Annotated in this window: 24 protein-coding genes and 1 pseudogene; 16 read left to right on the top strand and 9 right to left on the bottom strand. The window is 71.7% G+C overall.

Annotation, left to right across the window (positions count from 1 at the left end; all coding sequences use genetic code 11):
* Window positions 1–105: 105 nt before the first annotated feature.
* A complete protein-coding gene (locus AB0K02_RS31035) occupies window positions 106–297 on the bottom strand; it encodes a DUF6381 family protein (RefSeq protein ID WP_365995918.1) in 192 nt (63 codons plus the stop codon).
* A gap of 156 nt (window positions 298–453) precedes the next feature.
* Here AB0K02_RS31035 and AB0K02_RS31040 point away from each other — a divergent pair.
* Window positions 454–1,090 (top strand): annotated as a pseudogene (locus AB0K02_RS31040) (AraC family transcriptional regulator); the annotation flags it as partial.
* Between the two features lie 79 nt (window positions 1,091–1,169).
* Here the strand turns inward: AB0K02_RS31040 and AB0K02_RS31045 are convergent.
* The gene (locus tag AB0K02_RS31045; protein ID WP_365995919.1) at window positions 1,170–2,216 is read right to left on the bottom strand and encodes a GAF domain-containing protein; all 1,047 of its coding nucleotides are present in this window, start codon (window positions 2,214–2,216) and stop codon (window positions 1,170–1,172) included.
* Between the two features lie 670 nt (window positions 2,217–2,886).
* Here AB0K02_RS31045 and AB0K02_RS31050 point away from each other — a divergent pair.
* The 7 genes from AB0K02_RS31050 to AB0K02_RS31080 all read left to right on the top strand — a co-directional run bounded on the left by AB0K02_RS31050 (window position 2,887) and on the right by AB0K02_RS31080 (window position 11,939).
* On the top strand, window positions 2,887–4,845 hold the full coding sequence (locus AB0K02_RS31050) for a beta-ketoacyl synthase N-terminal-like domain-containing protein (RefSeq protein ID WP_365995921.1): 1,959 nt from the start codon (window positions 2,887–2,889) through the stop codon (window positions 4,843–4,845).
* Window positions 4,842–6,416 carry an amino acid adenylation domain-containing protein gene (locus tag AB0K02_RS31055; protein WP_365995922.1) on the top strand — a complete coding sequence of 525 codons (1,575 nt, stop codon included), beginning with the start codon at window positions 4,842–4,844 and terminating at the stop codon, window positions 6,414–6,416. Before AB0K02_RS31050 ends, AB0K02_RS31055 begins: the two co-directional genes overlap by 4 nt.
* A 135-nt stretch (window positions 6,417–6,551) precedes the next feature.
* Window positions 6,552–7,736 (top strand): NAD(P)/FAD-dependent oxidoreductase, encoded by a 1,185-nt coding sequence (locus AB0K02_RS31060; RefSeq protein WP_365995923.1) that lies wholly within the window; start codon window positions 6,552–6,554, stop codon window positions 7,734–7,736.
* Window positions 7,737–7,924: 188 nt separating this feature from the next.
* Window positions 7,925–10,543 carry a nitrate- and nitrite sensing domain-containing protein gene (locus AB0K02_RS31065; RefSeq protein ID WP_365995924.1) on the top strand — a complete coding sequence of 873 codons (2,619 nt, stop codon included), beginning with the start codon at window positions 7,925–7,927 and terminating at the stop codon, window positions 10,541–10,543.
* Between the two features lie 20 nt (window positions 10,544–10,563).
* Complete coding sequence (locus AB0K02_RS31070; protein ID WP_365995926.1) at window positions 10,564–10,995, top strand: roadblock/LC7 domain-containing protein; 432 nt, start codon at window positions 10,564–10,566, stop codon at window positions 10,993–10,995.
* On the top strand, window positions 10,988–11,362 hold the full coding sequence (locus tag AB0K02_RS31075; RefSeq protein WP_365995927.1) for a DUF742 domain-containing protein: 375 nt from the start codon (window positions 10,988–10,990) through the stop codon (window positions 11,360–11,362). The genes AB0K02_RS31070 and AB0K02_RS31075 overlap by 8 nt, the downstream gene beginning before the upstream one ends.
* Window positions 11,343–11,939: an ATP/GTP-binding protein gene (locus AB0K02_RS31080; protein ID WP_365995928.1), complete on the top strand. Its 597-nt coding sequence runs from the start codon at window positions 11,343–11,345 to the stop codon at window positions 11,937–11,939. Before AB0K02_RS31075 ends, AB0K02_RS31080 begins: the two co-directional genes overlap by 20 nt.
* 30 nt (window positions 11,940–11,969) lie before the next feature.
* Here the strand turns inward: AB0K02_RS31080 and AB0K02_RS31085 are convergent, their stop codons facing one another.
* Window positions 11,970–12,326, bottom strand: a complete 357-nt coding sequence (locus AB0K02_RS31085; protein ID WP_365995930.1) for a hypothetical protein — start codon at window positions 12,324–12,326, stop codon at window positions 11,970–11,972.
* 136 nt (window positions 12,327–12,462) lie between these two features.
* Between AB0K02_RS31085 and AB0K02_RS31090 the strand changes: the two genes are divergently transcribed.
* Entirely contained in the window at window positions 12,463–14,814 is a 2,352-nt protein-coding gene (locus AB0K02_RS31090) for a catalase (RefSeq protein ID WP_365995932.1), read from the top strand.
* A gap of 135 nt (window positions 14,815–14,949) precedes the next feature.
* On the opposite strand, the gene AB0K02_RS31095 is transcribed toward AB0K02_RS31090, so the two are convergent.
* A complete protein-coding gene (locus AB0K02_RS31095; protein ID WP_365995947.1) occupies window positions 14,950–15,216 on the bottom strand; it encodes an MMPL family transporter in 267 nt (88 codons plus the stop codon).
* Between AB0K02_RS31095 and AB0K02_RS31100 the strand changes: the two genes are divergently transcribed.
* A complete protein-coding gene (locus AB0K02_RS31100; RefSeq protein ID WP_365995949.1) occupies window positions 15,137–15,520 on the top strand; it encodes a hypothetical protein in 384 nt (127 codons plus the stop codon). The two genes, AB0K02_RS31095 and AB0K02_RS31100, sit on opposite strands and share 80 nt — an antisense overlap.
* Before the next feature lie 35 nt (window positions 15,521–15,555).
* Here AB0K02_RS31100 and AB0K02_RS31105 read toward each other — a convergent pair whose 3' ends face one another.
* Window positions 15,556–16,149, bottom strand: a complete 594-nt coding sequence (locus AB0K02_RS31105; RefSeq protein WP_365995933.1) for an NAD(P)H-dependent oxidoreductase — start codon at window positions 16,147–16,149, stop codon at window positions 15,556–15,558.
* Between the two features lie 623 nt (window positions 16,150–16,772).
* Here AB0K02_RS31105 and AB0K02_RS31110 point away from each other — a divergent pair.
* Together AB0K02_RS31110 and fusA are read left to right on the top strand one after the other, a co-directional pair.
* The gene (locus tag AB0K02_RS31110) at window positions 16,773–18,476 is read left to right on the top strand and encodes a lysyl oxidase family protein (RefSeq protein ID WP_365995935.1); all 1,704 of its coding nucleotides are present in this window, start codon (window positions 16,773–16,775) and stop codon (window positions 18,474–18,476) included.
* A 507-nt stretch (window positions 18,477–18,983) separates the two neighbouring features.
* A complete protein-coding gene (gene fusA, locus AB0K02_RS31115) occupies window positions 18,984–21,080 on the top strand; it encodes an elongation factor G (protein WP_365995937.1) in 2,097 nt (698 codons plus the stop codon).
* Window positions 21,081–21,127: 47 nt separating this feature from the next.
* Here the strand turns inward: fusA and AB0K02_RS31120 are convergent, their stop codons facing one another.
* A complete protein-coding gene (locus AB0K02_RS31120; protein ID WP_365995939.1) occupies window positions 21,128–21,511 on the bottom strand; it encodes a VOC family protein in 384 nt (127 codons plus the stop codon).
* Between the two features lie 328 nt (window positions 21,512–21,839).
* Here AB0K02_RS31120 and AB0K02_RS31125 point away from each other — a divergent pair, with 328 nt between their 5' ends.
* Window positions 21,840–22,460 (top strand): L-threonylcarbamoyladenylate synthase, encoded by a 621-nt coding sequence (locus tag AB0K02_RS31125; protein ID WP_365995940.1) that lies wholly within the window; start codon window positions 21,840–21,842, stop codon window positions 22,458–22,460.
* Between the two features lie 16 nt (window positions 22,461–22,476).
* Here the strand turns inward: AB0K02_RS31125 and AB0K02_RS31130 are convergent, their stop codons facing one another.
* Together AB0K02_RS31130 and AB0K02_RS31135 are read right to left on the bottom strand one after the other, a co-directional pair.
* Window positions 22,477–23,130, bottom strand: coding sequence for a class I SAM-dependent methyltransferase (locus tag AB0K02_RS31130; RefSeq protein WP_365995941.1), 654 nt, complete (start codon window positions 23,128–23,130; stop codon window positions 22,477–22,479).
* Between the two features lie 230 nt (window positions 23,131–23,360).
* Entirely contained in the window at window positions 23,361–23,828 is a 468-nt protein-coding gene (locus AB0K02_RS31135) for a PPOX class F420-dependent oxidoreductase (RefSeq protein ID WP_365995942.1), read from the bottom strand.
* Window positions 23,829–23,985: 157 nt separating this feature from the next.
* Here AB0K02_RS31135 and AB0K02_RS31140 point away from each other — a divergent pair, with 157 nt between their 5' ends.
* The 3 genes from AB0K02_RS31140 to AB0K02_RS31150 all read left to right on the top strand — a co-directional run bounded on the left by AB0K02_RS31140 (window position 23,986) and on the right by AB0K02_RS31150 (window position 26,328).
* A complete protein-coding gene (locus AB0K02_RS31140) occupies window positions 23,986–24,174 on the top strand; it encodes a hypothetical protein (RefSeq protein ID WP_365995943.1) in 189 nt (62 codons plus the stop codon).
* A gap of 112 nt (window positions 24,175–24,286) precedes the next feature.
* Entirely contained in the window at window positions 24,287–25,177 is an 891-nt protein-coding gene (locus AB0K02_RS31145) for an SDR family oxidoreductase (protein WP_365995944.1), read from the top strand.
* 107 nt (window positions 25,178–25,284) lie between these two features.
* On the top strand, window positions 25,285–26,328 hold the full coding sequence (locus AB0K02_RS31150) for an NAD(P)/FAD-dependent oxidoreductase (RefSeq protein WP_365995945.1): 1,044 nt from the start codon (window positions 25,285–25,287) through the stop codon (window positions 26,326–26,328).
* A gap of 206 nt (window positions 26,329–26,534) precedes the next feature.
* On the opposite strand, the gene AB0K02_RS31155 is transcribed toward AB0K02_RS31150, so the two are convergent.
* Window positions 26,535–26,879: a MerR family transcriptional regulator gene (locus AB0K02_RS31155; protein WP_365995946.1), complete on the bottom strand. Its 345-nt coding sequence runs from the start codon at window positions 26,877–26,879 to the stop codon at window positions 26,535–26,537.
* Window positions 26,880–27,000 lie beyond the last annotated feature (121 nt).

Raw genomic sequence — 27,000 nt, forward strand, 5'->3', positions numbered from 1 at the left:
GACGCCGCCGAAAGCGGCACCCGGCCCCTGTAGTTGCCGCGGCGGCCTTCTCACACGCGCGTCCGGGGACACGCGCAGGCCGCCGCAGGCAGGCCCGTGACAGGCTCACATCATGGGGTCGAGGTCCCTCGGACTCCGTTCCTCGCGCCCGCCGGCCTGCTCACGCAGTCGGCGCGCCTTGTCCTGCAGGCGCTGACGCTCCTGCGGGTCGGTCGCGCGCTCGGCGGCCTGCTCGATCTCGCGGGCCTGCCGACGCAGTTGCTGCTCATTGCCACGGGACTTGTCTGCTGCGCTCATGATCACTCCTCATGTGAACGGGAAGAGCGGGCCGGACCAGCGAAACAGCGGACCGTCGGCCGCGCACCTCGAACGGTCACGGACCGCCATACGCGCAGGTCATGACGGCAGGGGCCGACGGCGCGACGCGGTCGCGGACTCGGGGGTCCCGGGCTCGCGGGTACCGGGGTCGTGGCCGTCACCACCGATGCCGGAACGTGGTTCGCCCCCGGCACCCGCGCCATCTGGATCCCCGCCGGCTGCGTCCACGCCCACCGCGCGTACGGACGCCTGGAGTTGCACCCGCTGGGACTGCGCCCGCACCAACCCGCTCGGCCTGCATACGCCCGGTGCGCTGAGCGTCAGCCCCCTGCTGCGGGACTGATCCTCGCGTGGACCCGCGGCCCCCAGGCCGGCGCTCCCGAGCGCCGGCGCCTGCGCGCGGTCGTCCTCGACCAGTTGCGCGCCTCGCCCCAGCAGCGTCCAGCTGCCCTCTCCCACCGACCCCCGCCTTGCGGCGGTCTGCGACCTCCTGCACGACGACCCGGCGGACCCGCGCACCCTGTCCGCCCTGGGAGTGGCGGTGGGAGCCGGGGAGCGCACCCTCAGCCGGCTTTTCCGCCGCGAACTCGGCATGACCTTCCCGCAATGGCGCACGCGGCTGCGCCTCTACCACGCCCTGCGGATGCCGGCCGACGACGTGCCGGTCACCACGGTCGCCCACCGCTGCGGATGGTCCTCCGCCAGCGCGTTCATCGACGTCTTCCGCCGCGCCTTCGGCTGCACGCCCGGCGCCCACGCCCGGCGGCCCTGACCCCCGTACGAACGCGGACGCGGACGTTCGTTCCCGGCCGCATGGACGAGGCCGGGAACCTGCGCGCGACACCCGTGGTTCACCGGGAGTAGTGGGCGCCTCCACCCTGCTGCCCGGGGATCGGACCGCCGAAGCCGGCCGCGCCGAGCTGCTCGAACCGTTCCTGGACGTTGGCGGCGAACACCTGCTGCTCGGCGCCGGGATACGGCTGCTGGGCGTTCATGGCCACCGTCAGGACACCACTGATCGGTGCCTGGGGCGACGTGCGCACCGGGGTGCACAGGAAGCTGAAGTCCTGGGGCGCGCGGGAGTCGTAGGTGGTGATGGACGCGTGGGGGAGCGTGGTGGTCCGGCCGGTGTGGAAGGCCTCGTCCATCGCGTTGAAGACGCCGACGGCGTCGAGTCCGGTCAGCACGTGCCGTCCCGGGCTGAACTGGGGAACCATGCCGAAGGCCGCGCCCTGCTTGCCGTTGGCGTAGCGCAGCAGGTGCTCGGGGCCCTCGGTGAGCATGATCGGGAAAGGCGCGCCGTCGAACACGGCGAACAGCTCCTGCTGTTGGGCGAGCAGACTGTCACGCAGTCTGAACTCGGACAGCAGGGTCTGGGTGAGTTCCTGCATGCCCTCCTTGAGGTTCCGGTCCCACGTGCGGGCCACCACGTCGGCCACGCACACGGTGCCGAGGATCATGCCGGTGTGGTCCCGCAGGGGCGTGCCGAGATAGGAGCGCACTCCCATGTCGTTGACCAGGGGGTTGCCGCGGAACCGCGGGTAGTCGAACACGTCGTCCAGGGCCAGTTGGGAACCCTGGGCCACCACGTGGGGGCAGAAGCCGTAGTCACTGGGTGCTTCGCGGGCTATGTCGCTGAGGTCGAAGACGATACCGCGGCCCTCGCCGGCCGTGTGGTCGTCGGGAGAGGACGGCGGGACGTACATGCCACGGAACATCTGCCGCTCGTCGTTGATGAAGTTGACCATGGCGAGGGGGGCCTGGGTGAAGGCGGCGGCAAGGCGGGCCACACGGTCGAACGTCGCTTCCGCCTCAACGCTGTTGAGGCCGAGAACCTGCAGCCGGAGCTTGCGCTGTTCCGCTTCGCGACCGTTCTGATCAGATGTCAGGGGATCCATGAGCCAGATGTAACCAGATTCCGGCCCTACGCATCGCCGCACCGGAATCATTTTCTGTCCCGCTGGAGGCGCCTGACGGCTGCCGCGCACGTCCGGCGGCGTCGGGCGTCGCGGTTCCATGGCCAGGTGGAACCGGGATTTCGGTCCAAACCGGGTAAGGTTCCAGGCCCGGACGATCACTTCACGCCAATCCACGAACCGGAACGAGCCGAAGCGGTTTGACATATGACAATCATGCCGTGGGTAGGCATGCGGTCGGCGTATCGGGTGATCGCAGGGAGGGGTACAGCGCGGTGGGTCATGCGGTTCGGGCTGCGGGCTCACTGCCGCCCCAGGCACGGGCGAGCGCGCCCGGTCGGGCGTGGTGCTCTGCACGATGCCGAAGAACACTCCACGGCCGCGTCGTCGGCGCGGTCCTCACCGCCCACGGGCGGAAGTTGCGCCTGGTCGTGAGCCACCACGACAGGCTGAAGACAGCGGTGCCCGCGGGCCGCGCATCACCATGTCAGGGTCGCTTGCCGGTGCGACCCGGCCGCAGTGCCCGGATGCCGGACCTTCCGCGCGCGGCCGCACCGCCGCCCGGAAGCGCCCGCCGTCTCCGGAAGCCTCCGGAGCGACGTGAAGAGCCCCCTCCCGCAACGACATCGGGAAGCATCGAAGGAGTGTTCTGATGAACAGGTCGGACGTGGACGCACGGTCGGTGGCGGTGATCGGCATGGCGTGCCGGCTCCCCGGCGCGTCGGGGACCGACGAACTGTGGGAACTGCTGCGTGACGGGGTGGACGTCACGAGCGAGACCCCACCTGAACGCTACGACGTCGACGCCCTCTACTCCGCCCGCCCGGAACCGGGCAGGGTCGGCAGCCGCCGCGCCGGCTACGTCGATCATGTGGCGGACTTCGACGCGGAGTTCTTCGACATGTCCGCCACCGAGGCGGTGGAGCTCGACCCGCAGCAACGGCTGCTGCTGATGACGGCCTGGGAGGCCCTGGAGGACGCCGGCCGCAGGCCCGACGAACTGGCCGGCAGCCGCACCGGCGTGTTCGTGGGCAACGCTCGCTCCGACTACCTGGAGATGAGGTTCCGCAAGGGCCTGGAGGCCGCGACGCCGTCGCAGTTCAACAACTACCGCTCGCTGCTGCCGGCCCGCCTGTCCTACGTCCTCGACCTGCGCGGCCCCAGCGTCGTGGTGGACACCGCGTGCTCCTCCTCCCTGGCCGCCGTGCACAGCGCCGTACAGAGCCTGCGCGCGCGGGAGAGCCCCCTGGCGATCGCGGCAGGGGTGAACCTGGCACTGCGCCCCGACGAGAGCGTGATGATGACCCAGGCCGGCGCCCTCGCGGCCGACGGCCGCAGCAAGTTCGGCGACGCGAACGCCGACGGCCACGCCCCGAGCGACGCGGTGGCCGTCGTGGTGCTCAAGCCCCTGGCCGACGCGCTGGCCGACGGCGACCGCATCCGCGCCGTCATCCAGGGCAGCGCCATCGGCAACGACGGCCGCACCGGCGACTCGCTGCTGACCCCTTCCCTGACGGGGCAGGTCGAGACGCTCCGCTGGGCCTACGAGGACGCCGGGGTGAACCCGGCCGACGTCGACTACGTCGAGGCGCACGGGTCCGGCTCACCCGCACTGGACCCGCTGGAGATCAACGCGCTCGGCGAGGTGCTGGGGGAGGGCAGGCCCGCCGACCGGCCCCTGCTCGTCGGCTCGGTCAAGACCAACATCGGCCACGCGGAAGCCGCCGGCGGCATGGCCGGACTGATCAAGGCCGTGCTCTGCCTGGAGCACGGCCAGGTCCCGCCCAGCCTGCACGTCACCACCGCGAACCCCGCGGTCGCCTGGGACGAACTGCCGCTGCTGATACCCCGCAAGCTCCACGACCTGCCCGACCTCGGCCGCCCGGCCGTCGCGGGGATCTCCGGGCAGGGCTCCTCCGCCCTCAACGCCCACGTGGTGATCCGGCAGGCCGACCCCCGCCCCGCCGACCCCGCCGCGGCCGCCGACGGCACGCCGTACGTGCTGGCGTTCTCCGCCCGGACACCCGCCGCACTCGACGCCCTGACCCTCGCCTACGCCGCCTACCTCGGCCCGGGCGGCCAGGGCGGCGCCCACCCCCTGCGCGACATCTGCTACAGCGCGGCCACCCGCCGCGTGCATCACGGACACCGCCGGGCCGTCATCGGTGCGTCCCACGAGGAGATGGCGGCCGCGCTCGGCAGGCCCGAAGGGGAGATCCGGCCGGACGGCGTCCCCGAGAACCTGGCCGCGGCCGCCGACCGCTATCGCGACGGCCTGCCGGTGGACTGGGACGAGGTGTTCGGGAAGGAGGGGCGCTTCGTCCCGCTGCCCCGCTACCCCTGGCAGACCAAGCGGTACTGGTTCGGCGAGGAGCGGGAGGAGACGGACGAGGACCTCACCGCCTGGGTGCTGCGCGAGCACGCCCGTGTTCCCTTCGACGACGACTCCGTGCTCGCCGACATAGGCATCGACTCGCTGGCGAAGCTGCGGCTCATCGTCGAGCTGTCGAAGAGGACGGGCCGCGAGGTCGATCCCGAGGACTTCGCGCGGCTGCGCACGGTGGGCGCGCTGCGCTCGTGGATCCACGCCCTGGAGGCGGCCACCTCATGAGCACTCCCCAGACCGCGTACGAGTGGTTCGCCCGCTCGGCCGCCGCCTTCGGCCATGACTGCGTCGCCCTGGAGGTGGGAGAGGAACGACTGACCTACGCAGACCTGCGCGAGGTCGCGGAACGGCTCGCGGCCCGGCTGGTCGAGGCCAACGGTGGCGACGCGCCCCGGAGCGTGGGGCTGCTGGCCGGCCGCTCGGTGACGGCGTACGCCGGATATCTCGCCATCCTGCGGACCGGGGCGGCCGTCGTTCCCCTCAACCCCGAGCACCCCCGGGCCCGCACCGCCGACATCGTCAAGGCCGCGGGCCTCGACCTGGCCGTGGCCGACGCCTCGGGCGCCGAGTCCGCCGACCCCGGGATCCCCCTGCTCGTCGTGGACGCCGAGGAGCTGGACGCCCTGAGGGCGGGGCCGCCGCCCGAGCACGCGCACCGGGAACCGGACCCGGACGACGTCGCCTACCTCATCTTCACCTCCGGGTCGACGGGCACGCCCAAGGGAGTGCCGATCCTGCACCGCAACCTGTCCGCCTACCTCGGCCACCTGACCACCCGCTACGACGTCGGGCCGGGCAGCCGGCTCTCGCAGACCTTCGACCTCACCTTCGACGGCTCCGTGCACGACCTGTTCGTCGCCTGGGCGTCCGGCGGCACACTCGTCGTGCAGCAGCGCAGCCAGCTCATGTCACCGGTGAAGACGGTCAACGCCCAGCGGCTGACGCACTGGTTCTCCGTGCCGTCGCTGATCACCTTCGCCTCACGGCTGGGCACACTGAGGCCCGGCAGCATGCCGACCCTGCGCTGGAGCGTGTTCGGCGGTGAGCCGCTGCACCGCGCGGCGGCGCGGGAGTGGCAGGCGGCGGCGCCCGGGAGCACGCTGGAGGTGCTCTACGGCCCGACCGAACTCACCGTCTCCTGCACCGCTTTCCGGCTGTCCCGCGACCCGGCGGACTGGCCCGCCACGCCCAACGGGACCGTGCCGATCGGCACCTGCCACCCGTCCCTGGACCTCCTGCTGCTGGACGAGGACGGCAGGCCCGCCGACACCGGCGAGCTGTGCGTCCGCGGCCCCCAGCGGTTCCCCGGATACCTGGAACCGGCCAACAACACCGGCCGGTTCGTGCCCTTCGAGGACAGCTCAGACGTGCGGGACGGCGGTGAGGCCGTCCTCCACGACAACGCGGCCGTGCCGCCCGAGCGGTACTGGTACCGCACCGGGGACCGCGCCACCGTCCAGGACGGGCACCTCGTCCACCTGGGACGGACGGACCACCAGGTCAAGATCCGCGGTCACCGGATCGAACTCGGCGAGATCGAGGCGATGCTGAGGGAGCAGCCCGGTGTGCGCGACGCGGTCGTGCTCGCCGTCCCGGCGCCCGACGGCGAGCCGGAGCTCAAGGCCGCGGTCAGCGGCGACGACTGCGTTCCCGAGCGGCTGTACGCGGGGCTGGGCGACCGGCTGCCGCCGTACATGGTGCCGAGCCGGATCACCGTCCTCGGACAACTGCCGCTCAACGCGAACGGCAAGATCGACCGCAAGGCCCTGCTCGCCGAACTCGGGCACGGTCACTGACCCACGGCCACCTTGTCCGCCCCCGTCCGCTCACGAGAGGGCGCCTTCGTCCCCCGTCCGGAGCTGTCGCCCGAGTCCGCCCCCGAGGCGGCCTCGCGGCTCCCACCCGGCACCGATGTCTGTGAGGCACTGCTCATGTTCGACGCCATTGTGGTAGGCGCGCGTTGCGCCGGAGCTCCCACTGCCATGCTGCTCGCGCGCGCGGGCTACCGGGTCCTCGTCCTCGACCGGGCGTCCTTCCCCTCCGACACCCTCTCGACCCACCTCATCCACCAGCCGGGCGTCGCGGCACTCGCCCGCTGGGGCCTGCTGGAGACCGTCCGGGCCTCCGGCTGCCCGCCCCTGGACCACGCGGTCTACGAGGTGGCGGACATCCGGCTGGAGGGCTGCGCCCGGGGCGTGGAGGGGCAGCGCGCCGGCTACGCCCCGCGCCGCCACGTCCTCGACGCGATCCTCGTGGACGCGGCCGTCGCCGCCGGTGCCGAATTCCGCGACCGGTGCTCCGTGACCGGCCTGCTGTACGACGACACCGGTCGCGTCGTCGGTGTGGAGGGCAGGCACGGCGCCCGCACCTTCACGGAGCGGGCCCGCCTCGTGATCGGCGCCGACGGCATGCGCTCCACGGTCGCCCGGCTCAGCCGTGCGCGCTACACCGTGCAGGACGCCCGGCTGACCTGCGCCTACTACGGGTACTGGCAGGACGTTCCGGCCACCCTCGAACTGTACGAGAATCCGCGGAGCTGGGTCGCCGCCGTCCCCACCAACGACGGAGCCACGCTCGTCCTGACCTACTTCCCGCAGTCCCGGTTCGAGGAGGTCCGCACCGACGCCCGCAGCGCCTACCTGGACCAGATACGCGCCACCGCGCCCGCGCTCTACGACAGGATCGACGGCAAGCGCCGCATCGAGCGACTGCGCGGCACAGGCGACCAGCGGAACTTCTTCCGGCAGGCCACCGGCCCCGGCTGGGCGCTGGTGGGCGACGCCGGACACCACAAGGACTCCATCACCGCCCGTGGGATCAGCGACGCGTTCCTCCAGGCGGAGACCCTGGTGCGGCGCGTGGGCGACCTGCTCGGCGGCGACCCGCTCCGGCTCGACCGAGCGCTCCGGGACTACGCCGAGGACCGGGACGCCGCCCTCGTACCGGGCTACGAGTCCACGCTAGCGGTGGCCCAACTGGCCCCGCACGAGCAGCGACTGTCCCTTCTGCGTGCGGTGGAGAGGGATGAGGACCTGACCTCCATCTATTTCGACATGGTGGCCGGAATTGAGACCGTCAGCGCCCTTTACACCCCCAAGCTGCTCGCCCTGTTGTGACGGGCCTGCGCAGGGTGTTTCACAACCCGAGCACACGTGTGACGGTGCGCCATGATCCTGGTACGGTTCAACGGCCCGCCGACTCCGGCTGATCATTTGTCAAGATGACACGCGCAAGGGGTACTTGAGCATTTCTTTTGGACGGTCCCTAACTACCATCAGTGTTTCGCTGTCGTACGAGGAATCAGATGCCAGGCACCCGCGACCGGCGGACCAGTCACAGGTCCACTCCGCGCAGATCGATTCGACTTCCGTTCGCCCTCTCCCTCGCCGTTCCGGCGGTGCTCCTCACCGGAGTGTGGGGCTACACGGCGACCGGGCTGGTGGACGAGCAGATTCAGCTGCGTGACGAGTCGGAACGCGTCACCTCCGCGGGGCAGCCCGCGCACGACGTGCTGTCCCGGCTCCAGGACGAGCGCCGCCTCACCGCCGCGTGGCAGGCTGCCCGTACCAGCGCCGCTCGTACCGCCCTGGACAGCGCCCGCGGGCGAACCGACCTCGCCGTGCGGGAGTACCGCCGGCTGTCGCCCTCGGGTCTGGACACCACGTCGTCGAAGGACCGGGCCGGCCGCCTGGACACATCCCTGGACGCGCTGTCCGATCGCCGTACGGCGATCGACGACCGCAGCCTCGGCGGCGACGACGCCTTCACCTACTTCACGGACACCATCGCCGAAGCCACCGCTCTCGTCACCGCGGCCACCCGGACCGACGACGGAAGCGTCGCCCACGCGGCCGCGGCCACGTCGTCCCTCGTGCGGCTCACGGAGATGCTCTCCCGCGAGGACGCACTGCTCGCCGGCGCTCTGCCCTCGGGCCGCCTGGACGCCGCGACCCGCGCCCGGTTCGGCCAGTACACGGCGATTCGGCGTGAGGCGCTCGCCGACCTCAACACCGGTGATCTGCCCCCGAGTCAGGCCGACGCCTATGCGAGGCTGACCGAAGGGCCGCTCTGGACGCAGCTGGTGTCGATCGAGGACGAGGTGGCGGGCGGCCGGGACACCGGACTGCCGAAGTCGGCCACCGAATGGCCCGAGGCCGCCGACACCGTTGTCGAGGGACTGCAGACGCTGGACTCGGACTCCCTCGGACACGTGGCCGGGACCGCTGAGGACCAGGCCGACGACCTCGTGCTGGGCCTGGTACTCGGTTCCCTCGCCACGCTGGCCGGTCTGGCCGCCCTCGGGGTCCCGGCTCTGCGCGCGCGGCGCGCACTGGCCGACCGGCTCTCCCGGCTCCACCGCAAGACCGAGGACCTCGCGGGCACCCGGCTGCCCGAACTCCTCGCCCGGCTCGAGCGCGGAGAGCGGGTCGACCCCGCCGAACTCCTGCCCTTGGCGGACCAGCCCGACGACGACCTGGGACGGCTCGAAGCGGCGATCGACCGCCTGGCGATCACCGCCGTGGAGACCGTCGCCCACCAGTCCCGCGGCCGCGAGGGCACGGAAAGGGTGTTCGCCCAGCTCATCCGCCGCACGCAGATCCTGATCCACCGGCTCATCTCCCTGCTGGACGACCTCGAGCGCAAGCACGAGGACTCGGACCTGCTGAAGGACATCTTCAAGGTCGACCACCTCGCGACCCGTGTGCGGCGGCATTCGGAGAACCTCGTCATCCTCGGCGGATCCCCGCCCACCCGCCGTATGACCACCCCCGTCTCCATCACCGACGTGATGCGCAGCGCCGTGGCGGAGACGGAGCAGTACACCCGGGTCAAGGTGAAGAACCTGCCCCCGGGCCGGCAGGTGTCCCTCGCCGGGCGGGCCGTCGCCGACGTCACCCACCTGCTCGCCGAACTCATCGAGAACGGCACGAGCTTCTCCCCGCCGGACACCCAGGTGTACGTCAGCGCCACGAAGGTCGCCCGGGGCCTGGCCCTGCACATCGAGGACCACGGCCTCGGGATGCCGGAGGAGCACCGCGCCCGCGCCAACCACCTTCTCCTGCACCCGCCCAAGCTCGACATGTTGTCGCTGGGCGAGGATCCCCGCCTCGGACACTTCGTGGTCGCCCGGCTCGCCGAGCGCCACAAGATCAAGGTGGAGCTGCGCGAGTCCGTCTACGGCGGCACCCTCGCCATCGTGCTCGTCCCGACGGCGCTGCTGGAGGAGCACGACTCCCCGCTCCTGGAGCAGCTCAAGACAGCGGCCTCGGCGAACGAGCCGGAGCGGCTGGAGCCGCGCCGGCCGGCCGCGACCGACGCGCCTGGCGGCGACACGGTCGTGCTCAACGCGGTCACGAACGGCACTGCGCCGGGCGGCGGTACGGCCCCCGCGCTCGCGCCGCGGCACGTGGATCAGCACGGGTATCCCGAGTACGGAGGTGCGGGTCTGTTGCCGCCCACATCAGCTCATTCGGCCGCCGCACAGCCCCCGACGCCGGCGGAGTGGACGCCTCCCCAGGAGCATCCGGACCCCGACGCGACGCGACGGGAGCCCGCCGCCTACGAGCCGACGGGGTACGAGCCGGCTGCCTACGAGCCCGCCGCCTACGAGCCGGCGGCGTACGAACCCGCCGCCTACGAGCGCGAGCAGGAACCGTCCCGGCCCCTGACGACCCCTCGCATCCTTCCCCAGCGGACCAAGGGAGCGAGCCTGGCGCAGCAGTTGCGCAAGGAAGCGGCGCAGGCGGAGGCCGAGGCCAAGGCACGGGGCGACGAGGAGGAGACCGGCGGTCTCTCGCCAGGTGACTCGGCCCGCGCCATGATGGCCATCCAGCAGGGGATGAAGCGGGCGCGGATCACCGAGACGGACAAGTCGGCTGGTGCCGATGGTCAGGCGGACTCGCGTGACCACGGCGCCAACTAACTGTGAGGGAACATTCAGCAATGACTGATCAGGTACAAGCCGCTCCGCAGCTGGACTGGCTACTGGACAGCCTCGTGGACCAGATCCCGGAGATCCGCTGCGCCATCGTGCTGTCCGGGGACGGCCTCCTCATCGGCAAGTCGAAGGATCTCGGCAGGGACGACGCCGAGCACCTGTCCGCTGTCGGATCGGGCATGCACAGCCTCGCCCGCGGGGCTGCCCGGCACTTCCACGGGGGTGAGGTCCAGCAGACGGTCATCCAGATGGACAGGGCGTTCCTCTTCGTCACCGCCGCGGGCCGCGGAGCGCGGCTGGCGGCCATCGCCTCCGAGGAAGTGGACGTCGGCATGATGGCCTTCGAGATGGGCACGCTCGTCAAGAAGGTCGGCAAGTACCTCAGTGCCGCGCCGCGCGTGCAGAACTCCTTCCACGGTCACATCCAGGATGCCTGAAGCGCCGTGGTTCGACGAAGGGCAGGCCGGACGTCACGTCCGGCCGTACGCCATCACCGGCGGGCGCACCCGCCACAGCCAGCACAGCTTCGCGCTGATCACGCTCGTCGTCACACGGTCCCCGGACGACGCCGGACATGAGCCGCTGGAGCCGGAGGCGGCCGAGATCCTGGCACTGTGCCGGGACCGCGCCGTGGCCGTCGCCGAGATCGCTGCCCACCTCGACCTGCCGGTCAGCGTGGTGAAGGTCCTCTGCGGGGATCTGCTCAACTCCGCGCTGATCCTGGTCCAGGCCCCGCCGTCGGAGACGGACAAACCGAGCGTGGAACTCATCGAAAGGGTGATGGATGCTATCCGCCAGCTCTGAGCCGATCATGCCGACGGCACTGAAGATCCTGATCGCGGGCGGCTTCGGCGTGGGCAAGACCACGATGGTGGGCTCGGTGAGCGAGGTTCCGCCGCTGGAGACCGAGGAACGCATCACCGAGGTCAGCCGGGGCATCGACGACCTGGCAGGCGTGGAGGGCAAGTACGCCACCACGGTGGCCATGGACTTCGGCCGGATCACCGTCTCCCCGGAGCTGGTGCTCTACCTGTTCGGCACGCCCGGGCAGGACCGCTTCTGGTTCATGTGGGACGACCTGGCGCTCGGCGCGCTGGGCGCCGTGGTGCTCGCCGACACCCGGCGGCTCGACGCCTCCTTCGCCTCGGTGGACTTCTTCGAGGAGCGCAACATCCCCTTCGCGGTCGGCGTCAACTGCTTCGACGGCAGGCGGGACTGCACGAGCCGGCAGGTGCGTGACGCCCTCGCCCTCGAACCCACCACGCCGGTCATCCTGTGCGACGTACGCGACCGCGAGTCCAGCAAGTCGGTGCTGCTCGCCCTGCTGGAAGCGGCGAGGGCACAGGCCGCCGCACGACTGGTGCCGATGGCCGGCCGCTGACCCCGAAGGGCCGGCGGCCGGCCCGGCGGCTCAGATCTCCGCGGCGGCCGCGGGCGCGGGCTCGTCGTCGAACTCCCAGGAGTCGCGCTTGAACTCGCGCAGGAAGTCCGGGTGGTCCTCCCAGTTCCTCGCGATGCGCCGCAGCACGTCCCAGTTGTGGGCCAGCGCCTGGTCGGCGATCTGCCGGATCTCCCCGTCGGCCCGATCACGCTGCTCGAAGACCCCCTCCACCGCCGAGGCGGCGAGCACGGTGGCGCGCAGGGCGCGCAGGGCACGGGAGGTGTCGTCCATCCCGAAGCCGTGCGTACTGCCCGTCGCGGCGTCGAAGAGCGGGGTGAGCCGCGCCTCCACGAACGCCGTGATCCGCCGGAAGTGCTGGGGGTCCATCAAGGCTCCGTCTCCTGCCGTGCCGTTCACCGGGGCACGGCATCAAGGTGAACGCGTCGTCCTGGTCGAGCCGGTCCCTCGGACCGGCACCGCCGCAGGATAACCGCAGTCCTCCGGTCCCGGTTCGCCCCCCGGAATGGGGGTACCCAGGCTGCCCCCGGGCGCCCGTCGCAGAAGAATCGGGTGGGTCAGGTACCGGGCCACCGGTGCCGCCCGCGGCGGCCGTGCGTCCGGTAACCGCATCCCTGGAGGACACACAGTGAACCGGAACACGCCCGGCCCCGGCGACGAGATCCCGGGCAGGCCCGCCCCGCAGTCCCCGCCCTTCGAGGAACCGACGGAACCCCGCGAACCCCTCCCGCCCAAGCCGGACCAGCACGGACCCGCGACGGTCGGTCCCACCGGCCGGGCAACCGGAGCCGATCCGGCGGCCTTCGCCCAGGGCGGCGCGTTCCTCACCACGGCCCAGGGCACACGGCTGTACGACACCGACCACTCCCTCAAGGCGGGAAGCCGCGGACCGGTGCTCCTGCAGGACCACCACCTGCGCGAGAAGATCACCCACTTCGACCACGAGCGCATCCCGGAGCGGGTCGTGCACGCGCGCGGCGCCGCCGCGCACGGGGTGTTCACGGGGTACGGCACCGCCGCCAAGGTCACCAAGGCGGCGTTCCTCGCCGAGGACGTCGAGACACCGGTCTTCGTCCGCTTCTCGACCGTGCTCGGCTCGCGCGGCTCGGCCGACACCGTGCGGGACGCCCGCGGTTTCGCGACCAAGTTCTACACGAGCGAGGGCACCTTCGACCTGGTCGGCAACAACATTCCCGTCTTCTTCATCCAGGACGCCGTCAAGTTCCCCGACATCATCCACGCGGGCAAGCCGCACCCGGACCGCGAGATCCCGCAGGCGCAGAGCGCGCACGACACGTTCTGGGACTTCGTCACCCTGCACACCGAGGCCACTCATCACACGCTGTGGAACATGTCCGACCGCGGCATCCCCCGCTCGTTCCGCATGATGGAGGGCTTCGGCGTCCACACCTTCCGGCTGGTCAACGCCGAAGGGGCGACGACGCTGGTCAAGTTCCACTGGAAGCCGAAGCTGGGCGTGCACTCCATGGTCTGGGAGGAGGCCCAGATCACCGGGGGCATGGACCCCGACTTCCACCGCCGTGACCTGGCCGACGCCATCGAGTCGGGCGCCCACCCCCAGTGGGAGCTCGGGATCCAGACCTTCCCCGACAGTCCCGAGCAGACCTTCGAGGGCATCGACCTCCTCGACCCCACCAACATCGTCCCCGAGGAACTGGCACCGGTGCAGCCCATCGGCCTGCTGACCCTGAACGCCAATCCCTCGAACTTCTTCGCCGAGACCGAGCAGGTGGCCTTCCACCCGGGCCACCTCGTCCCGGGCATCGACATCACCGACGACCCGTTGCTGTCCGGCCGGCTCTTCTCCTACCTCGACACCCAGATCAGCCGTCTCGGCGGACCCAACTTCGCCCAGATCCCGGTCAACCGGACCCACGCCCCGGTCAACGACATGCTGCGTGACGGCATGCACCAGACGGCCGTGCACCGGGGCGTCGCTCCGTACCGCCCCAACTCCCTTGACGGCGGCTGCCCGTTCCAGGCGGGTGCGGACACGGCGGCCTACATCGAGGTGCCGCTCGACGTTCCGGCGGCGAAGAAGGTCCGCGAGGCACCCGCTTCGTTCGCCGACCACTTCAGCCAGCCCCGGCGGTTCTGGCTGAGCATGTCCCCGCCGGAGCGCGAGCACATCATCGCCGCCTACTCGTTCGAACTGGGCAAGTGCTACGAGCGGGCCGTCAAGGAGCGGGGTCTGCAGGTGCTCGCCAACATCGACCCCGAGCTGTGCGAGGGCGTCGCCGCCGCGCTCGGGCTGCCCGCTCCCAAGCCGACCGAACCCCTGGCGTCCGTCGAGCCCAGCCCCGCCCTGTCCCAGATCGGCCGCACCTGGCCGGTGGACGGCCGCGTCGTCGGCATCGTCGCCGACGCCGACTGCGACCTCGACGGCGTCCGGGAGGTGCGCCGGTCCGTACTCGACGCGGGCATGGTCCCGCTGGTCATCGCGCCGACCGGCGGCGAGCTGGGCGCGGACGGCGATCCGGTCGCGGTCCAGCGCACCTTCGCGACCGCCCGGTCGATCGAGTTCGACGCCCTCGTCCTGGCCGGGGCGCCCGGCCCGGCGGACGACGCTCTCGGCGCCCGCGACGCCAAGGCGGGCGACGCCGTCACCCGGCGGAACTCCGCAACCGACCCGCGCGTGCTGCTGATGCTCTCGGAGGCCTACCGCCACGGGAAGGCCATCGGCGGCTGGAACGGAGCGGCCGGGGTCCTGGAGGCCGCCGGGGTTCCCGCCGGCGCACCCGGTGTGGTGAGCGGGGACAGCGGCAACGCCACGCTCGGGGAGATCACCCGGCTCCTCGGCGGCCACCGGGTCTGGGAACGCTTCCAGACCGCCTGACACGCGTCGTGGGTGCTGTCGGCCGCGCCGCCCCGGTGGGGCGCGGCCGGCGCTTCTGCAGCGGTCGGTGCTTCTGTCGCAGCCGGCGCTTCTGTCGCGGCCGCCCGGGTGCTCCGGCCGCGGTGTCATCCGGCGTCAGTCCTCCTTCAGGCCGATGCGGTCGTGCAGTCGGCGCAGCGGCCGGGGCGCCCACCAGTTCCTGTGACCGAGGAGCCGCATGGCCGCCGGGACCAGCAGGCCGCGCACGATCGTCGCGTCCACCAGGACGGCGAGGGCCAGTCCCACGCCGAGGAGCTTGAGGACGGCCAGTTCCGAGGTCGCCATGGCTCCGAGCACCGTGGGGGCGCTGGCCGCGCCAGCCGCCGAACAGATCCGCCTCCAGGTGGCCGCCGCCGCGCGGATCCTGGGCCGTGTCGCCCCGCTGCTGGAGGTCGTTCGTTCCGCCGCCGCGACCGATCCCGAGATCGCGGAGCTGTGGCGCACCAACATCGGCCAGCGCCACATCGTGCAGCTCCGGTTCGCCGATGCGCTCGACGCCAAGGGCGCGCTGCGGCCGGGGACCGACGCGGCAAGGGCCGCCGACATCGCCCTGGCCGTGCTGGCGCCCGAGACCTATCACCTTCTCGTCCACGAGCGGGGATGGCCCGCGGACGACTGGCAGGAGTGGGCGACCGACGCCCTGCTCGGCCAGCTCCTCGCCCCCTGACACCGCCCTCGCGCGTCGGAGGGCGTACGGACTGGTCAGTCCAGAAGTGCGGCGGCCTGCCGGCGTGCCTCCCGCAGCCACGTGGCACGGGACGTGGCGGTGGAATCGGTCACCGTACGGAAGACGACGCGGCGCACGTCGTCGACTCCGACGTAGGGCAGGACACAGGCGGACCAGATCCTCTCCAACGGGTCCCCGAACTCATCCTGTTCACGATCGGCGGGGGTGTCGGAGGTGTTCAGTACGAGGGCGCGGCCCGCCGTCAGCAGCCCCGCCGGCTCGCCCTCGGCGGACGCGAGCTTGTACGCCACGCCCGGAGCGAGGACGCGCTGCACCCATCCCGTGAGAACGGCGGGTGGCATGCCCCACCAGTTCGGGTGCACGAAGACCAGGGCGTCGAGCGTGGCCACCTCCGCCTGGTGGTGGGCCACCTGCGCATCGGCGGGTGAGGAGGCCGAAGCGACCGTCCCGGTCTCGTCCGGGCCGAGTACGGGAGGGAACCCCTCGGCGCACAGGTCGTGCGCTAGCACCTCGCATCCTCGGCCGCGCAGTTCCTCCACCACGGCATCGAACACGGCGTGGTTGAAGCTGCCGGGCCGTGGGTGAGCGAGATAGACCCCTGCGCGCATGGTTCCCCTGTCGTGGACGTCGTCGTTACCGGTCGAGGCCGTTCGGGCGCGGACAACCGGAGGGACTCGTACTCCCCGGGACGTCCTCGGAGCCGACGATACGTCAACCGCCGGTGACCTCTGGGTGTTCCGAGTCGCCGCGATCCGCCGGACACCGTCGTCCTTCGTCAGGACGTAGTCGGGCTGGTGGTCGATCGGGCTGCCGTCGTGACGGACGGGCCGCTGCCGCACGTCGGCCGCGGCCACGTCGGGCCGTTCGGCGGCCCGCAGGTCCGGCGACGGCCGTGAGGAGCGCCCGGTCCAAGGGCTTGTGGGCGAGCTCGCCCGCGATCCGTGCCCGGTACTCCTCGGCTGCGAGCTACCACAGTTGCGCTGACGGCGAAGGGAGAACAGGGCGTGGACGACCGGATCGCGCTCCCCAGAGGCGGGATTCGGCCAACGATCCGCCGAAGGCGCATCGGCGGACAACCTCCGGCCCCTCACTTCCCTCTCACAGCGCACACACAGCTTCGCGACCTCATCACCACGCCCGGGACCGGCACATGCGGCCCCGGCCGCCCGTCCGGCCCCGCGCGATGGATCGTCCACCGTCCCTCACACACGTCCGAGAACGAGAACGAGGAATGATGACCCGAACCCCCCAGACCCGTCTCAGGCGTCCGGCGATCGCCGGGGCCGCGGCGATCGCCGTCGTCGCCGGCGTCGTCGCCGCCGCGCCCGACGGGAAGCAGGCACAGGCGGCCCAGGCCGGGCCGAAGCTCAGCCTCATCGCCGCGTCCACGTCCGTGACCCTCGACTCGTGGAAGGAGGAGCCCGGCGTCTACCTCGACCTCGGGACCTACCTCACGGCAGAGAACGGCCCTCTCGAACTCAAGGTGACCCGCAAGTCCTACAAGGACCCCGTGGTCGCCACGCAGATCATCCGCGACGGCAGGGCGACCCGGACCAAGACGCTTCCCGCGGGCCTGGTGAAGGACTTCTCGGGACTGCCGGGATTCGCCGAGATCACCGTCGCCGACGCGGCGGGCAGGACGGTGCTCAAGAAGTCGGAGCCCTTCTGCCCGAACAACGCCTCCGGCCGGGTGCGCCCCGACGCGCCGTCCACCTCGCACTATCCGCAGAGCTGCCCGGTCAACCCGTTCACCCTCGGCTCCGTGTGGGGAATCGAGAAGGGCTGGGCCTCCAACACGTACTCGGGCTACTACTCCGAGAAGGCCGACCTGCCCGCCGGGAAGTACACCGCCAAGGTGTCCGTCGCGAAACGCTACCGCGACCACTTCGGCATCGCCGACAAGCCTCAGACGATCAAGCTCACGGTGCGCGAACGGAGCTGGGACGAGGGCGGAGGCGCGGCGCGGGCCGCGCAGCACGGGTCCCACGCGGCCGGACACGCCCACCACCAGGGGCAGCGCACCGCTCCGCCGGCGGCCCCGACGAGCGGCGCGGGTCCCTCGTACAACGTGGGCCACGGCCCCTACCCGCCGGCACCGCCCGCCCTCCCGTGGGCGCTGAAGAAGGCCGGGATCGCCGCCGCGAGGGTGGGTGACCGGACGGGGCAGACCGACGGCTCGCGCCAGGCGCCCGCCCTGAAGCCCAACGCGCAGCGGCCCACGGGCCGCGCCGCCGTGCCCGACGTCCCCAAGCCCGACCTGCGGTCGCTGCCCGCCTACGGCATCACCATCAGCGACGGGGGAGACGACGTTCCCGGCAAGGACTACCTCGCCTTCAGCGCCAACGTCTGGAACGCGGGCCCCGCGCAACTGGTCGTGGACGGCTTCCGCTCTCCCGGCAAGAAGCTGATGGACGCCTACCAGTACTTCTACGACGCCAAGGGCAAGCAGGTCGGATACACGCCGACCGGCACCATGGAGTGGGACCCGCGGCCCGGCCACGAGCACTGGCACTTCACCGACTTCGCCAGCTACCGGCTCCTCAAGGCGGACAAGAAGGAGGCCGTGCGCAGCGGCAAGGAGGCGTTCTGCCTGGCCAACACCGACGCCGTGGACTACACGGTGAAGAACGCCAACTGGCACCCGGAGAACACCGACCTGTCCACCGCCTGCGGACAGGAGAACTCGATCTCCGTCCGTGAGGTCCTCGACGTCGGCTCCGGTGACACCTACACCCAGGACCTGCCCGGCCAGTCCTTCGACATCACCGGCCTCCCGAACGGCACGTACTACATACAGGTGCTGGCCAACCCGGAGAAGAGGCTGAAGGAGACCAACCTGAACAACAACAGCGCGCTCCGCAAGGTCGTTCTGGGCGGCGTGCCGGGCGCCCGTACGGTCAAGGTGCCCGCGCACGACCTCGTCGACGCGAACTGACCCGTCGTCATCGCGCCCCGGCCGCACGGCGGCCGGGGCCTTCGCGTGCCTGGGGCCTTTCGCGTGCCCGGCGCCTTCGCGTGTCCGGAGCAGGTACGGCGCGGCCGGTCACTGCGCACTCACGGGCGGGGCGGATAATCGGGTGCCCCGGCCGGTGCGGACTTCCTACACTCGCTTCGCACGCCGCCGATCACTGCGGCGCATGCGTGGTCGACGAGTGAGACGAACGAGGGGAGCCCGGCAATGCGTCACCGCACCGCTGTCGCCGTTCCCCGGTCCCGGTTCGACGTGATCCTGGTGTCCTCGTGCCCCCGGTGCCGGCTGCGCGGCCGCCACTGGATTCCCGCGACGAACTCCTGACCCACCGCTGCCCGGTGCGCCACGGCACGGCAGTCGCCGTGCGTCGAGCCGTGCCAGCAGCTTCCACCGGGCCCGAGCACGGGCCCGCCTTCGTCCGGACATCGCGCCGCCCTGTGAAATCCAGATCACCACGAAAGGCCTCGGGCCGTGCGTACCACCACCCCGCAACGTCATGCGAGCAACCCGCCGACCGGCATCCGGAACCTGGGCATCCTCGCCCATGTCGACGCCGGCAAGACGACCGTCACCGAACGGATCCTCTACCTGACCGGCACCACCCACAAGCGCGGCGAGGTCCACGACGGGACCACCGTCACCGACTTCGACCCCCAGGAGCGCGACCGTGGCATCACCATCTTCGCCGCTGCCGTCAGCTGCGTCTGGCAGGGGCACCGCGTCAATGTGATCGACACGCCCGGCCACGTCGACTTCTCCGACGAGGTGGAGCGCTCGCTGCGGGTGCTCGACGGTGCGATCGCCGTGTTCGACGCGGTCGCGGGCGTCGAGCCGCAGAGCGAGTCGGTGTGGCGGCAGGCCGACCGGCACGGGGTGCCGCGGATCGCCTTCGTCAACAAGCTGGACCGCGCGGGCGCCGACCTGGACACCGCGGTCGCCTCGATCCGGGAGCGGCTGCACACGGTCCCGCTCGTGGTCCAGCTGCCGATCGGACGGGAGGACGAGTTCACCGGCGTGGTGGACCTGGTGGGCATGCGCGCACTCGTGTGGGGCACCGGACGCGACACCGTCGAGGAAGGTCCCGTTCCCGACGCCCTGCGGGACGAGGCGCTGCGGCGCCGCGGCCTCCTGGAGGAGGCTGTGGCGGAACTGCACCCGGGCGCGCTGGAGGAGTTCTGCGGCGAGGGGACTCTGTCGGCGGCGACACTCCGGTCGGCTCTGCGCGATCTGACGCTGGCCGGTGAGGCCGTGGTCGTGCTCTGCGGTTCGGCCTACCGGAACCGGGGGATCGAGCCGCTGCTCGAGGCCGTGGTCGCCTACCTGCCGTCGCCCGTGGACGTCCCGGCCGTGCGGGGCACCCACGACGGAGCGGTCGAGGAGCGCGCGGCCGATCCCGACGAACCGTTCGCGGCACTGGTCTTCAAGGTGAACTCGACCGCGACGGGACGCCTGAGCTACCTGCGCGTGTACGCGGGAACGATCCGGAAGGGGGAGACGGTGCTCGACGCGGGCGCGCGCCGCAGCGAGCGGATCGGCCGCATCCTGCGGGTGCAGGCCGACCGGCACGCCGAGGTGGACCAGGCGGTGGCCGGGGACATCGTCGCGGTGATCGGGATGAAGTCCGCCCGTGCCGGGACCACCCTGTGCGCACCTGCGGCACCACTGGTCCTCGAACCGCCGGCGGTGGCCGATCCGGTCGTCTCGGTGGCGGTCGAGGCCCGCAGGAGTCTCGACACCGACCGGCTGGCCTCGGCACTGGTGCGTCTGGTCGAAGAGGATCCCTCGCTGGCGGTGCGGGCCGATCCGGAGACCGGCCAGACCGTGCTGTCGGGGATGGGCGAGCTGCACCTGGAGGTGGCGGTGGAGAAGATCCGCCGCGCCCACGGGCTGGAGGTCGGCGTCGGCCGGCCGCAGGTGGCCTACCGCGAGACGGTGGCCCGCGGTGTCTCCGGCCTGGTGCACCGGCACGTCAAACAGGACGGAGGGGCGGGGCAGTTCGCCCATGTCGTCCTCGATGTGGCGGCGGCGACGCCGGACGACCCGTCCGGCGGCGCCGGGCACCTGGTGTTCCGGTCCACGGTCACCGGCGGACGGGTGCCGCAGGAGTACATCCGCGCGGTGGAGGCCGGCTGCCGGGACGCCCTGGCCGAAGGCCCCCTCGGCGGTCACCCGGTGACAGGAGTGCGGGTCACGCTCACGGACGGAGCCACCCATCCCAAGGACTCGTCGGAGATGGCGTTCCGCACGGCCGGCAGGCTCGCGCTCCGCGAGGCGCTGCGCGCGAGCGTGATGGCGCTTCTGGAACCGGTGGTAGAGGTCACGGCCACCGTGCCCGACGACGCCGTGGGCGGTGTGCTCGGTGACCTGGCGGCACGCCGCGGCCGGGTGTCGGGCCAGACCGCCAGGGCCGGCACCGCGGTGATCACCGCGACCGTGCCGCTGGCCGAGCTGTTCGGCTACGCGTCGCGGCTGCGCGGCCGTACCCAGGGCCGTGGGACCTTCACGACCCGGGCCGTCGGGTACGCCGTCGTGCCGGCGGCGGTGACCGAGGAGGTGCTGTCGGCCTAGATCACCGGTGGGCCCGCCGTCCGTCACGGACGGCGGGCCCACCGGGCTCAGTGGTCCCGCAGAACGGACAGGACGTTCCCGGCGGGGTCCTTGAACCAGGCGATGGTCGGTCCGCTCTGCCGCACGATGCCCTTCTCGTCCGCCTCGAACTCCGGGTACCTCTCGAATGTGACCCCGCGCCGCCCCAGCTCGTCGACGGCGGCGTCGACGTCGTCGACCTCGAAGTTGAGGATCGTGAAGTCGGCCGGGCGGTGGTTGTCCTTGGGGTAGACGAGCACGCGCGCCCCGCTGCCGAGGGTGATGAACAGCATGCGCATGTCCCCCTCACCGGACTCCTCGACCTCCAGACCGAGGGTATCGCCGTAGAACTGCCGGGCTCTGCCGAGGTCGTTCACCGAGAATCCGCTGAACGCCTTGGTGTTCCTGAACATCGCCGCGTTCCCTTCCGCCGTGGCTGGTACCTGTCCCGGGCCAGGCCACACCAGGGGTGCGGCCCCCGCGCCGGAACGCCACGCGGAAGCGTCCGGATGGTCGCCGTGGATCACTCTCACGGGAACGCCGGACATGTCGGCGGGTGCGGCCGACCGACCCCGCTGTCCGGCCGCTCGTCAACTCACCTGAAGGGGAGCCGGTTTGACCTCCCCGCCCTCGGGATTCGTACGCCCGCGCCGGCCGCGAGCCTGTCAGGGGGCCGCGCATCACCGACGCATTCCGGTTCCGGTCGCCGACCGATCGGCGGACGGGCCTTAGACTCGGTGAATGGCGAAGTACTTCGACGTGCATCCGGACAATCCCCAGCGGCGCGTCATCACCGGCCTGGCCGAGAGCATCCGTTCCGGCGCGCTCGTCGCGTACCCGACGGACTCCTGCTACGCCCTGGGATGCCAGCTGGGCAGCCGTGACGGCATCACCAGGATCCGGTCGATCCGGAATCTGGACGACCGTCACCACTTCACCCTCGTGTGCCAGAACTTTGCGCAGCTGGGCCAGTTCGTGCACATCGACAACGACGTGTTCCGCGCGATCAAGGCGGCGACGCCGGGCAGTTACACCTTCATCCTGCCGGCGACGAAGGAGGTGCCCCGCCAGTTGCTGCACCCGAAGAAGAAGACGGTCGGAGTCCGGATCCCCGACCATGCCGTGACCCAGGCCCTCCTCGCCGAACTCGGCGAGCCGCTGCTCTCCAGCACCCTGCTGCTGCCCGACGAGGAGGAGCCGCTGACGCAGGGCTGGGAGATCAAGGAGCGGCTCGACCATGTCGTGGACGCCGTGGTCGACTCGGGCGACTGCGGCACCGAGCCGACCACGGTCGTCGACTTCTCCGGCGGGGAGGCCGAGATCGTCCGCAGGGGAGCGGGCGACACGGCCCGCTTCGAGTAGCCGGTGCAGGTGTCCGCTACGACGATTCGGGTCTGCGGGCCAGGACACAGACGTACGGCCGCTTCACCGGTGGCTCGGGCCGCTGCTCCAGCCGCGCGGTGACGACGAGACCGGCACGGTCCAGGAGTTCGGCGATGCGGTCCAGAGGCTGGAAATGCGATCCGTAGGACACCGGGTGGCCGTACGCCTGGGCAGGATGGACGCTTTCGTCGCCGACGTACCCTCCCAACAGCAGGTGACCGCCGGGCGCGAGCGTACGACGGAACTCGGCGAACACCGTCGGAAGCCACTCGGGTGGTGTGTGGTGGGTGGAGTACCAGGCCAGGATGCCGTCGAGCGTGCCGCTCCCGAAGCCCGAAGCGGTCATGGAGCCCACGGTGAACGGCAGGCCGGGGTGGGTGTCCCGGGCCAGCCGGATCATCTCCGGGGACAGATCCATCCCGATCATGGGCAACCCCAGCCCAGCCATGTACGCCGTCACGAGCCCCGGCCCGCACCCCACGTCCGCGACCGGCCCACCGCGCCCCGCCCGCACTTCCTCGGCGAACGCGGCCAGCATCCCGCGTGACAGGGGATCGAACTCGGCCGGGCGCTTGACGATGCGGAAGTAGTCGGCGGCGACGGTGTCGTACGACTCCCGCACGGCGGTCAGGTAGGAAGGCTCGCTCACGCGGTCCACCCTAGGGTTCGCCGCGGAGCGGCACACGCTGCTTTCCGGGCAGACGTAGGCTCGGCATGAGTGGGGCACGACTGCGCTTGTCTCGACGAGTAGGAGCCGGCCCGGTGAGACGCGGCCTTCTGGCGCCCGTCGCCTCCTCGGCCACGCGCCGGACCAGCGAACTCCACAGGAACGGGAGGGGAACGCGCCGGGTCAGGTTTCCGGCGGACCGGGAGTGGGGCTCAGTCCTGGGCGAGACGGGCCGGGAAGCCGCCCGTGGCGATCGGACCCCACCGCTCCGGCGTGACGCGGATGATCGACTTGCCCTGCTTGACCATCGCCTCCCGGTACTCGTCCCAGTCGGGATGCTCTCCGGAGATGTTCCGGAAGTACTCGACCAGCGGCTCCACCGACTCCGGTGAGTCGATGACCTCCGCCGTACCGTCGATCTGCACCCACGGCCCGTTCCAGTCGTCCGACAGGACGATGACGCTGACCCGCTCGTCCCGCTTGGCGTTGCGTGTCTTCGCGCGTTCCGGGTAGGTCGAGACGACGATCCGGCCCGAGTCGTCCCCGCCGCGGGTCAGCGGCGATCCCTGGGGCGACCCGTCGGCCCGGCGGGTCAGCAGGATCGCCCGGTGACGGGGCCGTACGAACCACAGCAACTCTTCGATGTCCACCTTGGTGTTGGTGGCGACGTGGCGTGCCATGGCCGCCACCCCAGCGGAGTTCGCGGCCCGGATGCCCCTTCCCCGGCCGGGGGGCGCCTCACACGGTCTCGAACGCTTCGGGCGGCGTGACGCGGGGCACCCGCCCGGTGACAGCACCGGGCGGACGGCCCGGTGCCGGGACGGAAAGGAGACGGCGATGGGCGACGACAGGACGGACCGGCGGCACGCACCGCGGACGGCCGCCGAGGAGGTCGGGCAGGAGTTCGAGGACGCCGAGACGAAGGTGCGCGACGACGACAGCGGCGACCGCGAGGCGGCGGACGCACTGCGGCCGGGGGAGAGGGCGCAGAAATCCGTGCAGAGGCCCGACCAGAGGCGCCGCTGAGTGGCGGGAGGGTGGGCCGGTGGCAGCCGGAAGTCCCATTTGCGTGCATTCCTGGCGGGCCGGAGGGTAGGCGGGTGACGCCATCGCCGCAGCCGATCAGAAGGAGGCCTCCGTGCGCGACGACAACGGTGCCGACCGGGATCCCGGAGCCGAGCACCCCCGGCCCGACTTCCCCCAGCAGGACCAGAAGCACCCCGGGTGGACCGGACCGATGGACCCGCCGCCCGATCACGGCGAGGAGAGCTACCGGGGCAGCGGCCTGCTCCGGGACCTGAAGGCGGTCCTCACCGGAGGCGATTCGGGCATCGGCCGCGCCGTCGCCCTCGCGTTCGCGCGCGAGGGCGCGGACGTGCTGTTCACTCATCTGCCCGAAGAGGAGGACGAGGCCCGGCAGACCCGCGCCCTCGTCGAGGGTGCCGGGCGCAAGGCGGTGCCGGTGGCGTGCGACATCCGCGAGGAGGAGCAGTGCCGCCGCCTGGTCGAACGGGCCGTGGAGGAGTTCGGCCGCATCGACATCCTGGTGAACAACGCCGCCTACCAGATGTCGCAGCCCGACGGCATCGGCGCCATCACCACGGAGCAGTTCGACCGTGTGATGCGGACCAACCTCTACGGCATGTTCTGGTTGTCGAAGATGTCTCTTCCTCACATGCCGCGGGGCGGATGCATCATCAACTCCACCTCCGTGCAGGCGTACAAGCCGAGCCCCCACCTGCTGGACTACGCCATGACGAAGGGCGCGATCGTCACGTTCACTCAGGGGCTGGCGCAGATGGTCGCGTCGGACGGCATCCGGGTCAACGCCGTGGCGCCCGGGCCGGTGTGGACACCGCTGATCCCGGCGACGATGCCGGACACCGTCGAGTTCGGGAAGCAGTCCCCGCTGGGCAGGCCGGCGCAGCCCGCCGAGATGGCGCCCGCGTACGTCTTCCTCGCCTCGCCGCGGGCGACGTACATCACGGCGGAGATCGTCAACGCCACGGGCGGCACGCCGCTGCCGTGATCCGCGCCGGGTGAGCCGCCGGGTCGGCGGGGAGGCCGGTCCCGGGGCCGTGCCTCCGCTTTTGCCGTTCCGGCAACCATGCTTGCGGCCGCGGATCAGCTCTTCGCATGGTGGTCGCGGAGGTGGTCACAGTGACCGGTCAACTGAGGGACGGCTATGACGTGGTGGTGCTCGGCGGTGGCGCCGCCGGCCTGAGCGGGGCGCTGATGCTGGCCCGGGCGCGGCGGTCGGTGGTGGTGATCGACGCGGGCTCCCCGCGCAACGCCCCGGCCGAGGGCGTGCACGGCCTGCTGGCCCGGGAGGGAATGGCACCGGCCGAGCTGCTGGAACGCGGCCGGGAGGAGGTACGCGCCTACGGCGGTCATGTGGTGTCCGGCGAGGTCGGTGCGGCAGGACGCGCCGAGGAGGGGTTCGACGTGACCCTGACGGACGGCCGGTCCGTCCGGGCACGTCGCCTGCTGGTGGCCACCGGGCTGGTCGACGAGCTGCCCGACGTGCCGGGGCTGCGCTCCCGCTGGGGGAAGGACGTGCTGCACTGCCCGTACTGCCACGGCTGGGAGATTCGCGACCAGGCCGTCGGTGTGCTGGCCACCGGGCCGCTGTCGGTGCACCAGGCGCTGCTGTGGCGGCAGTGGAGCGGCGATGTCATGTTCTTCTCCCACACCATGACGCCACCGGCCGGAGACGAGGCGGAGCAACTGGCCGCTCGGGGCATCCGCGTGGTGAAGGGTGAGGTGGCGTCCCTGGAGATCGCCGACGACCGCCTCGCCGGGGTGCGGCTGGCCGACGGCACGGTGGTCAGGCGCGAGGCGCTGGCCGTCGCGCCGCGGATGGTGGCACGGGCCGGCTTCCTGGCGGATCTCGGTCTGCGTCCGGCGGCCCACCCCTCGGGGGCGGGTGAACACATCCCCTCCGAGCAGGGCGGCCGTACCGATGTTCCGGGGGTGTGGGTCGCGGGCAACGTCACGGACCTCGTCGCCCAGGTCGGTGGCGCCGCAGCCGCAGGCGCCGCCGCGGCGGCCCAGATCAACTTCGACCTCGTCGCGGAGGAGACCCGGCAGGCGGTCGCCGCCCACCGGAGCCCGTTCTCACCAGCGTCCGAAGCGCGCGTGTGTGAACTGGTGACGGGCAATGGCCGCCACGGGCTGTGAAACCACGGCGGGATCGCGAGACGCGTTGTTCCGCCGGCTGGCCAAGGCCACAGCCGTCCGCGCCGGTCGGCCGCCGCAGCGAGGAGCAGTGGACCGGCGGTCAGGCTTCCGAGGAACTCGGGCACGGTGTGGGCAGTCGCAGGCCGGCCCATGACGGCGGCCTCGTTCGTTGACGGTCAGGTGCCGGCCGGCGCCAGGCGTCCCGATCAAGCTGAGTTCCTTCGCTGGGACTCGTCGCCCTGGGTGCGCAGTTGCTCGTTGATCCGCTGGGCTTCTTCGAGCTGGTCTTCGAGGACGACGATGCGGCAGGCGGCCTCGATGGGGGTGCCCTCGTCGACGAGTTCGCGGGCACGGGCCGCGATGCGCAGTTGGTAGCGGGAGTAGCGGCGGTGGCCACCTTGCGAGCGCAGGGGGCTGATCAGGCGGTGTTCGCCGAGGGTGCGGAGGAAGGCAGGGGTGGTGCCGAGCATTTCGGCGGCCCGGCCCATGGTGTAGGCGGGGTAGTCGTCATCGTCGAGATTGTCGACGGGGCGGGAATCGGCAGGGGGCATAGACCTCTTCTTTCGGGGACGCGTCGGGGGGGGCGCGGGGGGGGGGGGGGCCCCCCCCCCCCGCCCGTAATAACAAAAAACCAGCCCAAACCCCCGCCCGAGGATCAGCGCCCGTGCCAGC

This window comes from Streptomyces sp. NPDC049597 (assembly GCF_040675505.1).
Lineage (GTDB): Bacteria > Actinomycetota > Actinomycetes > Streptomycetales > Streptomycetaceae > Streptomyces.